Source organism: Streptomyces sp. BJ20 (genome assembly GCF_022869105.1).
Taxonomy (GTDB): Bacteria; Actinomycetota; Actinomycetes; order Streptomycetales; family Streptomycetaceae; genus Streptomyces; species Streptomyces griseoincarnatus.
This window is the reverse complement of the sequence record NZ_CP094918.1, coordinates 6,556,816-6,575,261: the sequence shown is the minus strand read 5'-3', so window position 1 is coordinate 6,575,261 and position 18,446 is coordinate 6,556,816. Positions and strand designations below refer to the sequence as shown.

Annotated in this window: 11 protein-coding genes; 4 read left to right on the top strand and 7 right to left on the bottom strand. The window is 73.8% G+C overall.

Annotated elements, in window-relative coordinates:
* The first annotated feature begins 153 nt into the window (after positions 1–153).
* The gene (locus tag MTR79_RS29580; protein ID WP_189365174.1) at positions 154–5,106 is read left to right on the top strand and encodes an NAD-glutamate dehydrogenase; all 4,953 of its coding nucleotides are present in this window, start codon (positions 154–156) and stop codon (positions 5,104–5,106) included.
* A 131-nt stretch (positions 5,107–5,237) separates the two neighbouring features.
* Complete coding sequence (locus MTR79_RS29575; protein WP_244792431.1) at positions 5,238–6,758, top strand: hypothetical protein; 1,521 nt, start codon at positions 5,238–5,240, stop codon at positions 6,756–6,758.
* A gap of 62 nt (positions 6,759–6,820) precedes the next feature.
* Here the strand turns inward: MTR79_RS29575 and MTR79_RS29570 are convergent, their stop codons facing one another.
* From MTR79_RS29570 to MTR79_RS29555, 4 genes are all read right to left on the bottom strand, one after another.
* The gene (locus MTR79_RS29570; RefSeq protein ID WP_244792429.1) at positions 6,821–8,497 is read right to left on the bottom strand and encodes a glycosyltransferase family 2 protein; all 1,677 of its coding nucleotides are present in this window, start codon (positions 8,495–8,497) and stop codon (positions 6,821–6,823) included.
* The gene (locus MTR79_RS29565) at positions 8,497–10,692 is read right to left on the bottom strand and encodes a CDP-glycerol glycerophosphotransferase family protein (RefSeq protein ID WP_189365177.1); all 2,196 of its coding nucleotides are present in this window, start codon (positions 10,690–10,692) and stop codon (positions 8,497–8,499) included. Before MTR79_RS29565 ends, MTR79_RS29570 begins: the two co-directional genes overlap by 1 nt.
* 165 nt (positions 10,693–10,857) lie before the next feature.
* Positions 10,858–11,649: an ABC transporter ATP-binding protein gene (locus tag MTR79_RS29560; protein WP_244792427.1), complete on the bottom strand. Its 792-nt coding sequence runs from the start codon at positions 11,647–11,649 to the stop codon at positions 10,858–10,860.
* Positions 11,642–12,571 (bottom strand): ABC transporter permease, encoded by a 930-nt coding sequence (locus tag MTR79_RS29555; RefSeq protein ID WP_086704489.1) that lies wholly within the window; start codon positions 12,569–12,571, stop codon positions 11,642–11,644. Before MTR79_RS29555 ends, MTR79_RS29560 begins: the two co-directional genes overlap by 8 nt.
* A gap of 141 nt (positions 12,572–12,712) precedes the next feature.
* Here MTR79_RS29555 and MTR79_RS29550 point away from each other — a divergent pair, with 141 nt between their 5' ends.
* Entirely contained in the window at positions 12,713–13,345 is a 633-nt protein-coding gene (locus tag MTR79_RS29550) for a TetR/AcrR family transcriptional regulator (protein WP_244792425.1), read from the top strand.
* A 748-nt stretch (positions 13,346–14,093) separates the two neighbouring features.
* Here MTR79_RS29550 and MTR79_RS29545 read toward each other — a convergent pair.
* Together MTR79_RS29545 and MTR79_RS29540 are read right to left on the bottom strand one after the other, a co-directional pair.
* The gene (locus MTR79_RS29545) at positions 14,094–15,704 is read right to left on the bottom strand and encodes a glycosyltransferase family 2 protein (RefSeq protein WP_244792423.1); all 1,611 of its coding nucleotides are present in this window, start codon (positions 15,702–15,704) and stop codon (positions 14,094–14,096) included.
* A gap of 85 nt (positions 15,705–15,789) precedes the next feature.
* Complete coding sequence (locus MTR79_RS29540) at positions 15,790–16,284, bottom strand: MarR family transcriptional regulator (protein WP_048460640.1); 495 nt, start codon at positions 16,282–16,284, stop codon at positions 15,790–15,792.
* A gap of 126 nt (positions 16,285–16,410) precedes the next feature.
* Here MTR79_RS29540 and MTR79_RS29535 point away from each other — a divergent pair, with 126 nt between their 5' ends.
* Positions 16,411–16,824, top strand: a complete 414-nt coding sequence (locus MTR79_RS29535) for an organic hydroperoxide resistance protein (protein WP_199206298.1) — start codon at positions 16,411–16,413, stop codon at positions 16,822–16,824.
* Here MTR79_RS29535 and MTR79_RS29530 read toward each other — a convergent pair.
* A complete protein-coding gene (locus MTR79_RS29530) occupies positions 16,773–18,392 on the bottom strand; it encodes a hypothetical protein (RefSeq protein WP_244792421.1) in 1,620 nt (539 codons plus the stop codon). The two genes, MTR79_RS29535 and MTR79_RS29530, sit on opposite strands and share 52 nt — an antisense overlap.
* Positions 18,393–18,446: the final 54 nt, after the last annotated feature.

The window sequence follows — 18,446 nt, the reverse complement described above, 5'->3', positions numbered from 1 at the left end:
CACTCAATTCCGCCGAGAAGCCCCCGCTCCTCTCACCCTGCGGCATACCGTCGGCACAGACCGGACACCCCGTGTCGTACCGCCGCACCTCAGGGTCGGAGACCGTACTTCCTTCTACGTCACGCAACGGCGCGCGACAGGAGCCAGAGGACCATGCAGACCAAGCTGGACGAAGCCAAGGCCGAGCTGCTCGATCGGGCCGCCCGGGTAGCTGAGAACAGCCCGGCCGGGGGGAAACTGCCGACTGGGACCGCGGAGGGGGACACACCCGACCGGGATGCCGTCCTCGCGTTCCTCCAGCGCTACTACCTGCACACCGCCCCGGAAGACCTCACCGACCGCGACCCGGTCGACATCTTCGGTGCCGCAGTCTCGCACCGGCGGCTCGCCGAGAACCGCCCGCAGGGCACGGCGAACGTCCGGGTGCACACCCCGACCGTCGAGGAGAACGGCTGGACCTGCAGCCACTCCGTCGTCGAGGTCGTCACCGACGACATGCCCTTCCTCGTCGACTCCGTCACCAACGAGCTGACCCGCCAGGGCCGCGGCATCCACGTGGTGATCCACCCGCAGTTCGTGGTCCGCCGGGACGTCACCGGCAAGCTGATCGAGGTCCTCTCCGACCCGGTGAGCGGCGATCTCCCGCAGGACGTCCGCGATCTGCCGCACGACGCGCACGTCGAGTCCTGGATCCACGTGGAGATCGACCGCGAGACCGACCGCGGCGACCTCAAGCAGATCACCGCCGACCTGCTGCGGATCCTCTCCGACGTCCGCGAGGCCGTCGAGGACTGGGGCAAGATGCGCCAGGCCGCCACCTCGCTGGCCGACGCGCTGCCCGACGAGCCCGTCCCCACCGACCTGCCCCCGCTGCAGGTCGAGGAGGCCCGCGAGCTGCTCCACTGGCTCGCCGACGACCACTTCACCTTCCTCGGCTACCGCGAGTACGAGCTGCGCGCCGACGACTCGCTGGCCGCCGTGCCCGGCACCGGCCTCGGCATCCTGCGTTCCGACCCGCACCACGCGGCCGACGAGGACCACCCGGTCAGCCCGTCCTTCGAGCGGCTGCCCGCCGACGCCCGCGCCAAGGCCCGCGAGCACAAGCTGCTCGTCCTCACCAAGGCCAACAGCCGCGCCACCGTGCACCGGCCGTCGTACCTGGACTACATCGGCGTGAAGAAGTTCGACGCCGACGGCAACGTCATCGGCGAGCGCCGCTTCCTCGGACTGTTCTCCTCCGCCGCGTACACCGAGTCCGTGCGCCGGGTGCCCGTGATCCGCCGCAAGGTCGAGGACGTCCTGGAGCGGGCCGGCTTCTCCCCGCACAGCCACGACGGGCGCGACCTGCTCCAGATCCTGGAGACCTACCCGCGCGACGAGCTGTTCCAGACCCCGGTCGAGGAGCTGCAGTCCATCGCCACCTCGGTGCTCTACCTCCAGGAGCGCCGCCGGCTGCGGCTGTACCTGCGCCAGGACGAGTACGGGCGCTACTACTCCGCCCTCGTCTACCTGCCGCGCGACCGCTACACCACCGCGGTGCGGCTGCGGATCATCGACATCCTCAAGGAGGAGCTCGGCGGCGTCAGCGTCGACTTCACCGCCTGGAACACCGAGTCGGTCCTGTCCCGGCTGCACTTCGTCGTCCGCGTCCCGCAGGGCACCGAACTGAGCCACCTGTCCGACAGCGACAAGGAACGCCTCGAGACGCGGCTGGCCGAGGCGGCCCGCAACTGGTCCGACGGCTTCTCCGAGGCCCTGACCACGGAGTTGGGCGAGGAGCGCGCCGCCGAGCTGCTGCGCCGCTACGCGGGCGCCTTCCCCGAGGGCTACAAGGCCGACCACACCCCGCGCGGGGCCGTGGCCGACCTGGTGCGCCTGGAGGAGCTGGGCGAGCAGCGCGACTTCGCGCTCAGCCTGTACGAGCCGGTGGGCGCGGCGCCCGACGAGCGCCGCTTCAAGATCTACCGCACCGGCGAGGCCGTCTCCCTGTCCGCGGTGCTGCCGGTGCTGCAGCGCCTCGGCGTCGAGGTCGTCGACGAGCGGCCGTACGAACTGCGGTGCGACGACCGCAGCGTCGCCTACATCTACGACTTCGGGCTGCGCATGCCGCAGGCGCCCGGCGGCGGGGTGGACCACCTCGGCGACGACGCCCGCGAGCGTTTCCAGGACACCTTCGCGGCGACCTGGACCGGCAAGGCGGAGAACGACGGCTTCAACGCCCTCGTGCTGAGCGCCGGGCTCACCTGGCGCCAGGCGATGGTGCTGCGCGCGTACGCCAAGTACCTGCGCCAGGCCGGGTCCACCTTCAGCCAGGACTACATGGAGGACACCCTCCGCAACAACGTCCACACCACCAGGCTGCTGGTCTCCCTGTTCGAGGCGCGGATGTCGCCGGACCGGCAGCGCGCCGGGTACGAGCTGGTGGACGCCCTGCTGGAGGAGCTGGACGCCGCTCTCGACCAGGTCGCCAGCCTCGACGAGGACCGCATCCTGCGCTCCTTCCTCACCGTCATCAAGGCGACGCTGCGGACCAACTTCTTCCAGGAGGCGCGCGGCGGCGAGCCGCACGACTACGTCTCCATGAAGTTCGACCCGCAGGCCATCCCGGACCTGCCCGCGCCGCGTCCGGCGTTCGAGATCTGGGTGTACTCGCCGCGGGTGGAGGGCGTGCACCTGCGCTTCGGCAAGGTCGCGCGCGGCGGTCTGCGCTGGTCCGACCGGCGTGAGGACTTCCGCACCGAGATCCTCGGCCTGGTCAAGGCGCAGATGGTGAAGAACACCGTCATCGTGCCGGTGGGCGCCAAGGGCGGCTTCGTCGCCAAGCAGCTGCCCGACCCGGCCGTCGACCGCGACGCCTGGATGGCCGAGGGCATCGCCTCCTACCGGACGTTCATCTCCGCGCTCCTCGACATCACCGACAACATGGTGGGCGGCGAGGTCGTGCCGCCGGCGGACGTCGTCCGGCACGACGAGGACGACACCTACCTGGTCGTCGCCGCCGACAAGGGCACCGCGACCTTCTCCGACATCGCCAACGAGGTCGCCGAGAGCTACAACTTCTGGCTCGGGGACGCCTTCGCCTCAGGCGGCTCGGCCGGCTACGACCACAAGGGCATGGGCATCACCGCCCGCGGCGCCTGGGAGTCCGTCAAGCGGCACTTCCGCGAGCTGGGCGTGGACACCCAGAGCGAGGACTTCACGGTCGTCGGCATCGGCGACATGTCCGGCGACGTGTTCGGCAACGGCATGCTGCTCAGCGAGCACATCCGCCTGGTCGCGGCCTTCGACCACCGGCACATCTTCATCGACCCGAACCCGGACGCGGCCACCGGGTACGCCGAGCGCCGCCGGCTGTTCGAGCTGCCGCGTTCCAGCTGGGCCGACTACAACGCCGAGCTGATCTCCGCGGGCGGCGGCGTCTTCCCGCGCACGGCCAAGGCGATCCAGCTCAACGGACACATCCGTGAGGCCCTGGGCATCGAGGGCAAGATCGCCAAGATGACCCCGGCCGACCTGATGAAGGCCATCCTCACGGCGCCGGTCGACCTGCTGTGGAACGGCGGCATCGGCACCTACGTCAAGGCGTCCACCGAGACCGACGCGGACGTCGGCGACAAGAGCAACGACGCGATCCGCGTCGACGGCAAGGACCTGCGGGTCTCCGTCGTCGGCGAGGGCGGCAACCTGGGCATGACCCAGCTCGGCCGGATCGAGTTCGCGCTGCACGGCGGCCGGATCAACACCGACGCCATCGACAACAGCGCGGGCGTGGACACCTCCGACCACGAGGTGAACATCAAGATCCTGCTGAACGGCCTGGTCAAGGAAGGCGACATGACGGTGAAGCAGCGCAACAAGCTGCTCGCCGAGATGACCGACGAGGTCGGCAGCCTGGTGCTGCGCAACAACTACGCGCAGAACACCGCCATCGCCAACGCGCTCGCCCAGTCGAAGGACATGATCCACGCCCAGCAGCGCTTCCTGAAGCACCTGGTGCGCGAGGGGCATCTGGACCGGGCGCTGGAGTTCCTGCCCACCGACCGGCAGATCCGCGAGCGGCTCGCCTCCGGGCAGGGTCTGACCGGGCCGGAGACGGCGGTGCTGCTGGCGTACACGAAGATCACCGTCGCCGACGAGCTGCTGCACACCTCGCTGCCCGACGACCCGTACCTCAAGGGGCTGCTGCACGCGTACTTCCCGACCGCGCTGCGCGAGCAGTTCGGGGAGCACATCGACAGTCACCCGCTGCGCCGTGAGATCACCACGACCGTGCTGGTCAACGACACGGTCAACACCGGCGGCACCACGTATCTGCACCGGATGCGCGAGGAGACCGGGGCGTCGCTCGAGGAGATCGTCCGGGCGCAGACCGCGGCCCGCGCGATCTTCCGCTCCTCGGTCGTGTGGGACGGTGTGGAGGCGCTCGACACCATGGTCGACGCCGCCACCCAGACCCGGATCCGGCTGCACTCGCGCCGTCTGGTGGAGCGCGGCACGCGCTGGCTGCTGAACAACCGGCCGCAGCCGCTGCAGCTCGAGGAGACGGTGTCGTTCTTCGCCGAGCGGGTGGAGGAGGTCTGGGCGCAGCTGCCGAAGCTGCTGCGCGGCGAGGACCAGGACTGGTACCGGAAGATCTACGACGAGCTCACCGGCGCCGGCGTCCCGGACGAGCTGGCCACCCGGGTCGCCGGGTTCTCCTCCGCCTTCCCGACGCTCGACATCGTGTCGGTGGCCGACCGGATGGGCAAGGAGCCGCTGGACGTCGCCGAGGTGTACTACGACCTCGCCGACCGGCTGCGCATCACCCAGCTGATGGACCGGATCATCGAGCTGCCGCGCGCGGACCGGTGGCAGTCCATGGCCCGCGCGGCGATCCGCGAGGACCTGTACGCGGCGCACGCGGCGGTCACCGCGGACGTGCTGGCGGAGGGCGACGGCACGTCGACGCCGGAGCAGCGGTTCGCGCTGTGGGAGCAGAAGAACGCGGCGCTGCTGGGCCGGGCCCGCACCACGCTGGAGGAGATCCACAGCTCCGACGCGTTCGACCTGGCCAACCTGTCGGTGGCCATGCGGACCATGCGCACGCTGCTGAGGTCCCACTCGTAGGGCGACCGGGCCCGTGGAGGGGCGTCGCGGACCGTCACGGTCCGGGGCGCCCGTCGCGCGTGTGTGGTGCGTTGGGCGGGAATCGGCGGCGAACCCGTGGGGGCGGCCCCGTCACGGGAAAGGGCTCCCCTGTGACTGTCCGATCCTCGTCGTCCGGGGTGTCCGGGGAGACCGGCACGCGCCGCCCCGCGCTCCGCCCGGCCGCCGTCGGCCGGGTCCTGGCCACGGGCGTCACCGGACTCGTCCTCCTCCTGCTGACCCTGGTCGTCGTACAGCTGCCGTGGATGGGCGATCTGGGCGTCCACGCGGCCACCGTGCAGCGGCTGCGGCACGCCCCGCTCGCCCCCGGCAACCCGCTGGTCGACGCGAACACCCCGAGCCCGTACTACTCGCCGTGGACGCTGGTGCTCGGCGGGGTGGCCCGGGCGACCGGCCTGGATGTGTTCGTGGTGCTGCGGCTCGCCGCCGCGGCCGGACTGGCGCTGCTGGTCACGGGCGTGTGGCGGTACGTGCGGACGCTGAGCGCGCACCCGGCCGCGCCCGTGCTCGCGCTGCTGTCCCTGCTGTTCCTGTGGGGCACCGAGCCCCTGCTGTGGAGCGGCTTCACCGGGCTGCACTCGCTGGCCCTGACGGCGGCGTACCCGAGCACCTTCACGCTGGGGCTCGCCTTCCACTTCTGGACCTGGCTGAGCGGGGCGCTGCGTCGGCCGGCCGGGTGGGGGGTGTGGCTGGGGCTGGGTGTGCTGTGGGCGGTGATCCTGCTCTGCCACCAGTTCTCCGGGGTGGTGGCCACGGCCGGCGCGGCCGCCACGGTGGCCGCCGCGCGTCCCGGGCGCGCGGTGTGGCCCCGGCTCGGCGGCGCGCTGCTGCTGGGCGTGTCGGTGCTGGGGGCGTGGCCGTACTACGACTTCTTCGCGCTGGCGGACGCCGGGGAAGGGCTGGAGACGGTGCACCGGGTGCTGTACGCGCAGCCGGTGGCGCGGTTCGGGCTGGTGCTGCTCGGGGTGGCCGCGCTGGTGGGGCGGTGGCGGCGCGACCACCGGGACCCGCTGGTGGTGTTCTGCGCCCTGGGGGTGCTGGCCGTCGCGGCGGGCCGGGTCACCGGGCACTACTCCTGGGCGCGGGCCCTGCCGGCGGCGGTGATCCCGGCGCAGCTCGCGGCGGCGCTCGCGGTCGTGGCGGCGGGGTCGCGGCGGGTGCGGTCGGTGTGGGCGGCGCTGCTCGCCGGGGCGCTGCTGGCCGGCGCCTGGGCGCAGGCGGGCGCCCTCGGGTACGTGGTCCCGGCCGACGCGCTGCCGGGTCCGGTCGCGGAGAAGTACCGGCGGCCGTGGCCGGGGTACGGCTGGATCACCCGCTGGGTGCGGTACGGCGACGTCGTCATGGCCGAGGGCCGGGTCGCCCGCCAGGTGCCCGCCTACGGCCCCTACACGGTCGCGCCCGGCTACCCGGACTTCTTCCTCGCCGACGAGGAGCGCCGTACGGCCGCCACCGAGGCGTACTTCGCCGCGGGCACGCCCCCGGCCGAGCGGCGGCGCACCGAGCGGGAGTACGAGGTGCGCTGGGTGCTGGACCACCGTGGCGCGCTGGACGACCCCGCGCTGCGGCCGGTGGCCCGGGGGCCGCGCGGAGAGGTGCTGTACGCCGTGCCGTGAGCGACGTGGGGGAGTCGGCGGGCGGTGCCCGGGACGCGTCGTGCCGGGAGTCCGGCGGGGCGTCAGCGGACAACGCCCGCCACCAGCTGCACCGCCCTGCGCAGACGCGGGGGGACCAGGCGGCCGGCGAGCGGGCGGAGCGCCGCGGTGACGCCGGCCGGCTCCCAGCGGACCTGGAGGCGCCCTGGGTTGTGCCCCTCCGGCTCGACGGTGACCCGGTGCGGGGCGGCGCCGGAGCGGTAGGGGACGCGGGCGGTCAGCGCCGGGAACTCCAGGGGAGCCAGCAGCAGCGCCTGGTTGCTCCGGCCGCCGCCGGAGAGCCTGACCAGCGGGTGCCGGACCCCCGAGAAGCCGCCCAGCGGCAGCCGCGCCCCGGCCAGGTCCAGCCGCACCGTCCCCTCGAACACACCCGGCCGCACCGGGTCCAGGCGGAACGGCACGGTGAGGCGGCGCCGGCCCGGGGAGATCACCAGGCTCGCCCGCTGCGGGCCGACGGGGAGCCGCAGCGCCGGGTCGTAGGTCCGCACGGTGAGGTCCACGCGGGCGCCGCCCCCCGGGACGCGGGCCATCCCGGTGATCTCGTGCCGGAACAGCGCGCCGGGGAAGGGCCGGGTGTCCGGCTCCAGCTCGGTCAGGTCCAGCTCGCGGCGGGCGGCCACGGTGTCCGGCACACGGTCGCCCCAGTAGACCCGGCCGTCCGCTTCGGCGGCGAGCCGCCTCGGGGCGACGCCGTACCCCAGCCCCCGCGCGGCGAGCGCGGCCTCCGGCAGGCGGCGGTCCCTCACCAGCTGGAGCACCACCCGCTCCGCGCGGGGCAGCCGCGCGTACGCGCCCGGGGCCAGCGTCTCCAGGTAGGGGTTCACCTCGTCGGCGAAGGCGGCCAGCCACTCCTCGTCGCGGTACGGCAGGTCGCCCGCGTACATCCGGAAGTCGTGCTTGAGGAACTTGTGGTCCTTGTCCTCGCGCAGCCCCTCGTGCCCGCTCTCCGCCAGGAACGCGTCGATCAGCCGCTGCACGTGGATCCGGTCGCGGACGTTGCCGATCAGGTGCCGCTGGTTGGATATGGACGCGGCGTCGGAGCGGACGTAGGGGGCTATGTACCAGAGGTAGACCGGCTCGGGGACGATCGTGAACCGCTCCGCCAGGCAGTAGGCCTGCGCCGAGAACAGCTGGTCCTCGTAGTGGATGCCCTCCGGGAAGCGCAGCGCGTGCCGGTCGAGGAAGGCGCGGGCGTACATCTTGCTGGTCGCCAGGTGCTCGAAGAACAGCCGTGGGTCGTCCTCGACGCCGTCCAGGGTGCGGCGCTCGCCCACCAGGTGCGGCATCCACGTGGAGCGGCGCCCGGTGTCCACCCGGATCCGGCGCACCGCGCCCATCGCGAAGTCGATCTCCCGCTCGCGGTGCGCGGCCAGCAGGGCGGCGACCGCCCCCTCCGGCAGTTCGTCGTCGCTGTCGAGGAACATCAGGTACGGCGCCCGGGAGATCTCCAGGGCGCGGTTGCGCGGGGCGCTGCACCCGCCGCTGTTCTCCGGAAGGCGCAGGTACCGGACGCGCGGGTCGGCGGCCGCCAGCTCCCGCGCCACCCGGGGGGTGTCGTCCGTGGAGTGGTCGTCGCTGATGACGACCTCCAGCTCGCGGTGGGTCTGGCGGCACACGGAGCGCACGGCGCGGGGCAGCCGTCCGGCGTCGTTGTGCACGATCACCGTGACGGTGACGTCGGGGAGCCGGGACGTGGACATCACGCGGTCACCTCCTGGGGGGCCGGCGCCGGGGTGCGCTCCTGAGGCGGCAGCACCGGGGGCAGGGACGCCTCGTCCTCGCCGAGGAACACCCGGCGCACGACCCGCTCGGCGGCCCGGCCGTCGTCGAACTCGCAGAACCGGCGGCGGAACGCCGCCCGCGCCTTCGCCGCGCCCTCGTCGCGCCAGGCGTCCGTGGCGAGGATCTCGGTCAGGTCGTCCTGGGTGCGCGCGACCGGCCCCGGCGCCTCGGCCGTCAGGTCGAAGTACACCCCGCGCGTGGTGCGATACGTCTCCCAGTCGTCCGCGTGGATCACGATCGGGCGGTCCAGGTTGGCGTAGTCGAACATGATCGACGAGTAGTCCGTGACCAGCGCGTCGGCGGCCAGGCACAGCTCCTCGACCGGGTCGTACGCGGACACGTCGATCACGCGCCCGGAGCGGCGCAGCCCGGCCAGCGGGGAGAGGCCCGAGTCGTAGAAGTAGTGGGCGCGCACCAGCAGCACGGTGTCCTCGCCGAGCCGGTCGGCGAGCGCGGCCAGGTCCAGGCGCGGGGTCCAGCCGGCCTCGTAGTCGCGGTGGGTGGGCGCGTAGAGGACGGCCCGGCGGCCGGGTGCGATGCCCAGCCGCTCGCGGACCGCGCGCACCTCGTCGGCGCCGGCCGTGTAGTAGACGTCGTTGCGCGGATAGCCGTGGTCGAGGGAGACGTACCGGGACGGGTAGGCGCGCTCCCACATGCGGGTGGTGTGGCTGTTGGCGGAGACGCTGTAGTCCCACTTGTCGACGCGCTCCAGCAGGGCGTCGAAGTCCAGGCCCTGCGCGGCGGCCGGGTAGGCCATCTGGTCGAGGCCCATGCGCTTGAGCGGGGTGCCGTGGTGGGTCTGCACATGCACCGCGTCGGGGCGTTTGACCACCGCGTTCGGGAAGTTGACGTTGTTGACGAGGTACTTCGCCGTGGCGAGCACCTCCCAGTAGCGGCGGGTGCCGGGGACCACGTGGTCGGTGCCGGGCGGCAGCAGGGCCGCGTTGCGCGCGGTCACCACCCACACCGGGTGGACGTGCGGGGCCAGCTCGGCGAGGGCCGCGGCGATCGCGGCGGGGTTGCAGGCGACGCCGCGGTTCCAGTAGGCGGAGAACACAGCGAGGTGCGGGTCGACGGGGCGGCGCAGCGCCGCGCGGTACTGGTGGTCGCGGACCAGGGCCCCGGCCTGCCGCCGTCCGGCGCGCACCGTGGACCGCACGGCGCGGCGGGCGTGGTTGGCGGCCTGGAAGGCGCGGTAGCGGGTGTAGGCGCCCTCCTCCAGCAGCGAGCGGCGCACGCCTTCCGGGCCGCCGGGACGGCGGTACCCCTCGGGGCGGCGGCGCACGGCGGCGGATCCGGCCCGCAGGAAGAACTCCCGGGCGGCCGGCTCGGGCACGGCGCCCCGGGCGAAGGTGCGCAGGCAGTCGCGGACCATGATCTCGTAGAGCACGGTGTAGACGGCCGGACGGTCCTGGGCGAGGTCGAGGAGGGCCTCGTAGCGGTCGACGGCGGCGAGGTGCTGTGCGGGGGTGACGGGCGGGAGGCTCGCGGGGCGCAGCCGCCGGTCCTCGTAGGCGATGTGCGGCAGGCAGGAGACGCGGCCGGCGAGCAGCAGCGCGGCGAGGGCGGCGCGGGGCTCGTCGTCGGTGGTGAAGTGGTCCTCGTGGGCCCGCCAGAAGTCGGCGCGCAGCACGCGGGTGCCGAGCAGCGGGGTGAGGCGCAGCAGGTAGGCGCTGTCGGCGAGGGCCGGCTCGGTGCGTCCGGCGCGGGCGAGGAGGGGACCGTCCGCCGAGGGCAGGGCGGAGCTGCGCCAGGTGCTGCGCAGATGGTCCAGGAGGAGGACGTCGACGGTGTCGGGCAGCTCGGCGGTGCGTTCGGCGACGGTGCGAGGGCTGCCGGGCGGGAGGCCGTCCTTGGCGCGGACGAAGTGCAGCCAGCGGCCCGTGGCCCGCGCGGCTCCCGCCGCTCTCGCCGCCGCGTCGGAGGTGCCGTCGGGCAGCGGGACCACCTGGAGCTGCGGGGCGTGCCGCCCGGCCGTCTCACGGGCCCAGTCGCCGACGGCGGCGACGACGACCTCCACGTCCGGCAGAGGGCGGGCGACGAGCGAGTCGAGCAGGCCGGTCAGGTGGTCCTGGGCGTTCGGCCCGTGGACGATGACGCTGAGCTGGGGCATCACGGGGCTCCTTCGGCTGCTCGTCGGCGCGGACGGTCCCGTCGGTCGTCATCCAGTCATAGTGACACCGATGGGGCGAATCGGTCGGCGGGAAGTCCACCCGAACGGCGCTCGCGCGCCCGCGCCGGATCCGCTAGCGGGCCCCGCGCGCCCGCGCCGGATCCGCTAGCGGGCCGCTCCGGTGAACTTCTCGTACTCGCGGAGCACCTCGTCCGTCGGCCCGTCCATGCGCAGCTCGCCGCGCTCCAGCCACAGCACCCGGTCGCAGGTGTCGCGGATGGACTTGTTGTTGTGGCTGACCAGGAACACCGTGCCGGCGTGCTTGCGCAGCTCGCGGATGCGGGCCTCGGAGCGCTTCTGGAAGGAGCGGTCACCGGTCGCGAGCGCCTCGTCGACGAGGAGCACGTCGTGGTCCTTGGCGGCGGCGATGGCGAAGCGCAGGCGGGCGGCCATGCCGGACGAGTAGGTGCGCATCGGCAGGGTGATGAAGTCACCCTTCTCGTTGATCCCGGAGAAGTCGACGATGTCCTGGTAGCGCGCCTTCACCTCCTCGCGGGACATGCCCATCGCGAGCCCGCCGAGCATCACGTTGCGCTCGCCGGTGAGGTCGGCCATCAGGGCCGCGTTGACGCCGAGCAGGGAGGGCTGGCCGTCGGTGTAGATGTGGCCGTTCTCCACCGGGAGCAGTCCGGCGACGGCCTTGAGCAGCGTGGACTTGCCGGAGCCGTTGGTGCCGATCAGCCCGATCGCCTCGCCGCGGTACGCCACGAAGGACACGTTCCGCACGGCGTGCACCCGGCGCACGCCGGACGCCTTCTCGGTCTGCTCGCGGCGGAGCATGCGGTTGAGCGCGGCGGTCGCGGTGCCGCGTCCGGCGCCGGTGCCGTTGACGCGGTAGACCACGTCGACGCCGTCGGCGACGACCGTCGGCCTCCTGTCCTGGGGGGTCTCAGCCACGGCCGTACCTCTCCTCTGCCTTCCAGAAGTAGACGAAGCCGACCACGCCGGCGAGCACCGCCCAGCCGAGCGCGAACGCCCACACGTGCGGCGGCAGGTAGGACGAGTCGTACTGGTCGATCAGCGCGAACCGCACCAGGTCCATGTAGATGGCGGCCGGGTTCCACTGGAGGACGTCCGCCAGCCAGGCGGGGACGTTCTTGTCCTCCAGCATCGCGGGGATGGAGAACATCACGCCGGACGCGTACATCCAGGTCCGCAGCACGAACGGCATCAGCTGCGCCAGGTCGGGGGTCTTGCTGCCCATCCGCGCGAAGATCAGCGCGAGGCCGGTGTTGAAGACGAACTGCAGCGCGAGCGCGGGGAGCACCAGCAGCCAGGAGGCGTCCGGGTAGCTGCGGAACCCGATCATGACGACGACCAGGACGATCATCGAGAACAGCAGCTGCTGGAGCTGCTGGAGCGCGAACGAGATCGGCAGCGACGCCCGGGGAAAGTGCAGCGCCCGGACCAGGCCCAGGTTCCCCGAGATCGCCCGCACGCCCGCGAGCACCGAGCTCTGCGTGAAGGTGAAGACGAAGACGCCCGTCACGAGGAACGGCACGTAGGCGTCACTCGGTATGCCCTTACGGGCGCCGAGCAGCAGGCCGAAGATGAAGAAGTACACGGCCGCGTTCAGCAGCGGTGTCGCCACCTGCCACAGCTGGCCCAGCTTCGCCTTGCTGTACTGGGCGGTCAGCTTGGCCTGCGAGAAGGCCAGGATGAAGTGGCGCCGTCCCCACAGCTGGCGGACGTACGCGCCGAGGGGCGGGCGGGCGCCGCTGACGGTGAGACCGTGCCGGGCGGCGAGGGCCGCGAGGTCGGTCCCGGGCGGTTCCGGGCGCGCCGACGCGGCGGGCGGTGTGTCGAGTGCCTGACTCACATCCGCTGCTTTCGCTAGGAGGGGGGTGGGGCGACGGTGACCACGGTTCCTGACGTCGGAACGGGACCGTATCGTCGCGTCGACGAGCGTAGGTCGAATGCACGTCGCAACGCAACCGTATCGTCGCTACGCGGGCGGCCTATGCTGGACCGCATGACGAACGCCGACGCGCCCGAGCCACGTCCGCGCCGGGCTCCCGCCGGGGCCGCCGTCCTGCGCGAGGATGTCACCGAGGCCATCCGGACGGCCGTCTTCGAGGAGCTCGCCGCCGTCGGCTACGCCCGCATGTCGATCGAGGGCATCGCGCGCCGTGCCGGTGTCGGCAAGACCGCGGTCTACCGCCGCTGGCGCTCCAAGCTGCACGTCGTCCTCGACGTGGTCTCCGCGCTCGCGGTCCAAGGCCTGCCCGCGCCGGACACCGGCTCCCTGGAGAGCGACCTGCGCCTGCTCTACGAGGTCAGCTCGCGCGCCCTGCGCCATCCCGTCGCCTCGCAGATCCTCCCCGACCTCCAGGCCGAGGCCGCCCGCAACCCCGAGATCGCCGAGGCCGTGCAGAAGGCCTTGCGGCAAGGCCAGGACGGGGTCGCCAAGGGCATCGTCACGGCGGCGCAGGAGCGGGGCGAGATCGGCGCCGGCGTCGACCACGCCCTGGCCCTCGACCTGATCTCCGGACCGCTGTACTGGCGCTCGGTGGTGATCCGCAGCCCGAAGCTGCCGAAGGGTTACCTGGACGGCCTGACCCGTGCGACCGCCCAGGCGCTCAGGGCGCTCTGAGCTCCGGCCCGCGGACGGGCGGCGATCGGTGCGTGCGCCCTGCCGACGCCTTGTGCCGCTGCCGCGCCCATCGGGGCCGGTGCGTCCCCGGAGGGGTCGGGCCGCCGTCGGTGCGGCCGTCCGGTCGGTACTCCGCCTGCGCCCTGCGCGCACGCCGCGACCGGCAGGGCCGGTGTGCCTCGGTGGGGAGAGGAGTGGACGAGGATCAGGCCGCGGCGGCTCGGGACGGCGGCGCGGGCGCTGGTGGAGACGGGCGGGTCCGTGCCAGGGGTGAAACACCGATCGGCCCCGGCGCCGGTCGGCACTCAGCCTGCGGGCCCGCTCCGACCTGTGGGGCGGGTGTGCTGCCGTGGGTGGCGTGCGGGTGGTTGTGGGCGGGGGTGGAGCAGTGATCGGTCCCGGCGTCGGTCGGCGCCCGGCCTGCGGGCCCGCTCCGACCTGTGGGGCGGGTGTGCCCCCCGTGGGTGGCGTGCGGGCTGTCGTGGGTGCCTTGCGGGTGGTCGGGCTGGGGTGGAGCAGTGATCGGTCCCGGCGCTGGTCGGCACCCGGCCCGCGGGCCTGCTCCGACCTGTGGGGCGGGTGTGCTGCCGTGGGTGGCGTGCGGGTGGTCGGGCGGGGGTGGGAGCAGCCGCGGTGATGGGGGTTGGCGCCAGGTCGGCCGTCGTCGCGGGCGTCGGGCCGGTGTCCGGTCGGGGCGCTGCGCTCCGGTCGTGCCCCCAGGGGGGTAGCCGCGGAGACGTGAGGCTGGTCAGGGCAGCCGGCGTCGCAGGCGGCCCGTCAGTATCCGGCCCGCGCCCTTCGCCCCCGCCGCCACCCGCAGGGCCAGCGCGCCTCCGTGGGTCGCGTAAGGGCGGACCAGGATCAGGCCGTGGCGAGGGCTCGGGACCGCCCGGGGGCGCAGCAGCCCGGGGCCGGTGAGGGCGTGGGCCGAGACCGTGCGGGTCGCGCCGTCGCGGAAGCGCAGGCTCAGCCGCAGGTCCCAGGCGCCCGTGCCGAGGGACGCCAGCCGTTCAAGCGGGACGGACGCCGCGGCGGTCCACGCGCCGTCGGCGGCCGGCCGTAGCGGCACCGTGCGGCGCAGCGCCAGGCCCGCGCGGTCCCGGTGGCGCCACTCCACCTCCGCGTCGACCGGGCCGGCCCGCCCGACCGTGCCGTACAGCTCGTGCAGGCGCAGCCGCAGCAGGCGGGTGCGGGTGCGCAACTCGGCGTCCACGGCGAGCGGCAGCAGGGGGACCGGGCGCTCCGGCAGGGTCTCCAGGGTGACCTCGGGCAGCTCCGCCGACCAGCAGGGCGTGCCGTCGGGCGTCCGGGCGTAGGGCGGGCACAGCCGGGCCGGGCGGGCGGCCAGCTCACGCAGCCGGGGCAGGTCGCGCGCCTGGGGCGAGGCCAGCAGCACCCGCGCGAGCAGCATGCCGGGGGCGGCGGGGTCCCCGGAGCGGTCGGCGGCGTCGTACTCGGCGAGGTGCTCACGGGTGTGCGCCCACCACGCGCGGCGGTAGGCCTCGTCGCGCAGCGGCAGCTCGCGGACGTACATGCGCAGGTCGTGGTCGAGGAACTTGGCCCGGACGGCACGCGCCAGCCCCTTCTCCCCGGCGTCCAGCAGGATCGCGTGCGCGGTGCGGCAGGCGTGCGTGCGGGCGCGCCAGTTGTCGACGCCCGCACGGTCCAGTGAGATCGACAGCCGGGGCGCGGCGCGGCGCACGTGCCAGACGTACACCCGGTCGGGGACCAGGGCGACGCGCGGTGCGGCGGCCCACACCCGCGCGGTGAAGACCATGTCCTCGTAGGGGAAGCGGCCCTCGGGGAACCGGATGCCGTGGGCGCGCAGGAAGTCCGTCGCGTACAGCTTGTTGACGCTGAGGGTGTCGCGGACCAGGCGCGGGCGGTCCGCCGGGCGGGCGACGACGGCGGGGGAGGCGTACAGGGCGGGCTCCCACGGCACCTCGCGGCCCGAGGGCAGCTCACGGCGCACACAGAGACCCCCCGTGACCTGCGCGTCCGCAGTCCGCGCGGCGGCGAGCAGCACGTCCACGGCACCGGGCGGCAGCACGTCGTCGCTGTCCAGGAACATCACGTACGGGGCGGCCGTCGCGTCCAGCCCGGTGTTGCGCGGGGTGCCGCAGCCGCCGCTGTTGACCGGCAGCCGGACGACCCGCAGCCGGGGCTCGGCGGCGGCCAGCCGCTCCAGCAGTTCCGCGCTGCCGTCCGTGGAGCGGTCGTCCACGGCGACGACCTCCCGCACGGCGGGCCCCTGCCCGAGCGCGGAGCGGACCGCGTCGGCCACATGGGCGGCGTCGTCGTGGCCTATGACGACGACCGAGACGGCGCCGGCGTCGGCCGGGGAGGGAGCGGGGTGCATGGCATCCTCGGGGCGCGCTGCGGAGGTTCACTCCACGCTCGCCCGGAGCGTGCCGTCCCGCACCCCGGGACGGTCCCGACGGGCGTCAGGACCCTTCGGCGGCCGCCTTGTCCAGGGCGGCGGTGAGGTCGGCGAGGGTGGCGCTCAGCGCGCGCATCTCCTCGACCCGCAGCCCGGTGGCGGCGGAGATCCGGCGCGGCACCCGCACGGCTCGCTCGCGCAGCGCGGCACCCTCCTCGGTGAGCCGCACCTCCACGGACCGCTCGTCGCGCGCGCTGCGCTCCCGGTGCACAAGACCGGCCGCCTCCAGCCGCTTGAGCAGCGGGGACAGCGTGCCGGAGTCCAGCCGCAGGCGCTCGCCCAGCCGCTTCACCGGCACCGTGCCGTCCTCCCACAGGACCAGCATGACCAGGTACTGCGGGTAGGTGAGGCCGAGATCCTTCAGCACCACCCGGTAGACGCCGTTGAAGGCGCGTACGGCGGAGTTGAGGCTGAAGCAGATCTGCTGGTCGAGACGGAGCCAGTCGTCCGTCACGGCCGGCGCGTCCGTCGCCGGGAGGGGGCCGGGTGTCGCTGTCATGCGTCCAGGGTAGCGCTGCGCGAGCCATTTGGTTGTGCCCAATTAAGTTGTGTGCTCTACTTGAGCCCACGGAGGCCGGGTCCCCAGGAGCCGGCCGGTCACCCGCCGAAAGGAAAAGGTGTCCCCATGGACGCGCTCTACACCGCAGTCGCCACCGCCACCCACGGTCGCGAAGGCCGCGCCGTCACCTCCGACGGCAAGCTGGACCTCGGCCTGAGCGCCCCCAAGGAGCTGGGCGGCGACGGCAAGGGCACCAACCCCGAGCAGCTCTTCGCCGCCGGCTACGCGGCCTGCTTCGGCAGCGCCCTCGGCGTCGTCGGCCGCGCCGCGAAGGTGGACGTCAGCGAGGCCGCCGTGACCGCCGAGGTCGGCATCGGCAAGCAGGGCGAGGGCTTCGCGCTCGCCGTGACGCTCCGCATCGAGCTGCCCGACAGCCTCGACGAGGAGACCGGCCGCAAGCTGGTCGAGCAGGCCCACCAGGTCTGCCCCTACTCCAACGCCACCCGCGGCAACATCCCGGTCGAGCTCGTCGTCGAGTAGTCCCGCCGCTCGTCGCCGACCCGCGCCAGCACCTCGCCGGTGCGCCGGCTCCAGGCCACCACCACGGCCTCCTCGGGCACCCGCTGGTACGGGGTGAGGAGCAGCCAGCGCACCCCGTAGCGGCGGACCACCGTGTCCCGCAGGGCGCGGGTCGAGGCGGGATCCAGGTACGCGCGCACATCGGCCACCCGCCGTAGCCGCTCACGTTCGTCCAGGGAGGCGTCCGGCCAGGCGGGTGCGGCGAGGTCGGGCCCGTACCCGGCGATCGCGTGGACGGAGTAGTAGCCGTCGGTGATCACCACCTCCCCGGGGGCGATGTGCCGGGCGGCCCAGTCGTACGACGGCCAGTCCGGGGGCTGCCGGAAGCCGACCGGGTCCGCCGCCGGGGGCACCAGCGCTCCCGCGTGCACGGTCAGGAGCCCGGCGACGGCACCCGCCGCCGCGGCCCCGCCCAGCAGCCGCCGCCACACCGGCCACGGGCGGGGCGCCGACAGTTCCACGGCCAGTGCGAGCTGCAACGGCAGCAGCGTCAGTCCGAGGGCACGCCCGTAGGTGTAGTGGCCGCTCACCCAGCCGTACGCGACGACGGCGCAGTCCAGGGCGAACATCAGCACCAGCGGGTCCCGCCGCGAGCGCCGGGCCCGCAGCCACAGGGCCGGAAGGCCCAGCAGCGCCAGCCCGAACTGCCCGGCCGGATCCAGGTACAGCCGCCGGTGCATCGCGTCCACGCTGGAGTCCCCGGCCAGCGCGAACACGTCGAAGTACGGCCAGCAGGCCGCCGTCGTCAGAGCCACCGCACCGGTCAGCGCCCAGCGCCCGGCCAGCGCCGCCGACCACCGCCGCTGCCACCCGGCGACCAGGGCCAGCGCCCCCAGCACCGCCGCGACCGCGGTGATCGGGTGCACCAGCAGGATCAGCCCGTACAGCAGACCCAGGCCCGCGTACCCGGACAGCGGACGCAGACCGCCCGGCCCCAGATAGCGCACGCCCCCGGTGTCCCGGGCCCGCGCGCCGGTCAGCGCCCACGCCCAGAGGGCCAGCCCGATCGCGAACGCCGACGGGTAGGGCAGGTTGCCCGTCATCGACATCAGGTTGAGGTAGCCGCTCCACCAGGCGCGCTCCACACCCCACAGCAGGGCCGTCGCGGCGAGCGCCAGCACCGGCGCCCAGGGGCGCGGGGTCAGCACCCGCACGAAGCGGCCCAGACCGGTGAGCAGGACCAGCAGGTTCAGCGGCCCGGTCAGCCGCAGCACCTCCCAGCCGCCCAGCCCGGTCAGCCGGGCGAACGCGCCCTGCGCCACGGCGTACGGCGAGTAGTACGGGCTGCCCGCGCCCGGCAGGTCCGCCATCGGGTGCCGGGGGTGCAGCAGATCGGCCTTGAGGCGCTCCACGACCGCCGCGTGCTGGCCGGCGTCGCAGCACAGCGGCACCCGCCAGAACGCCAGGGTCATCATCAGGAAGAACAGGAAGCCGGCGCACTGGTACGGCGACGGGCGCCAGGACCCGCCGCCGCGCAGCGCCGTGGCGCCGTCCACCGTGCGGCGCCTGACGAGGACGCCGACGCTCATCGGATACGAAGAGAAAGGGGCATTCGGGGCACTTGCCCAACGTTCCCGTGGACG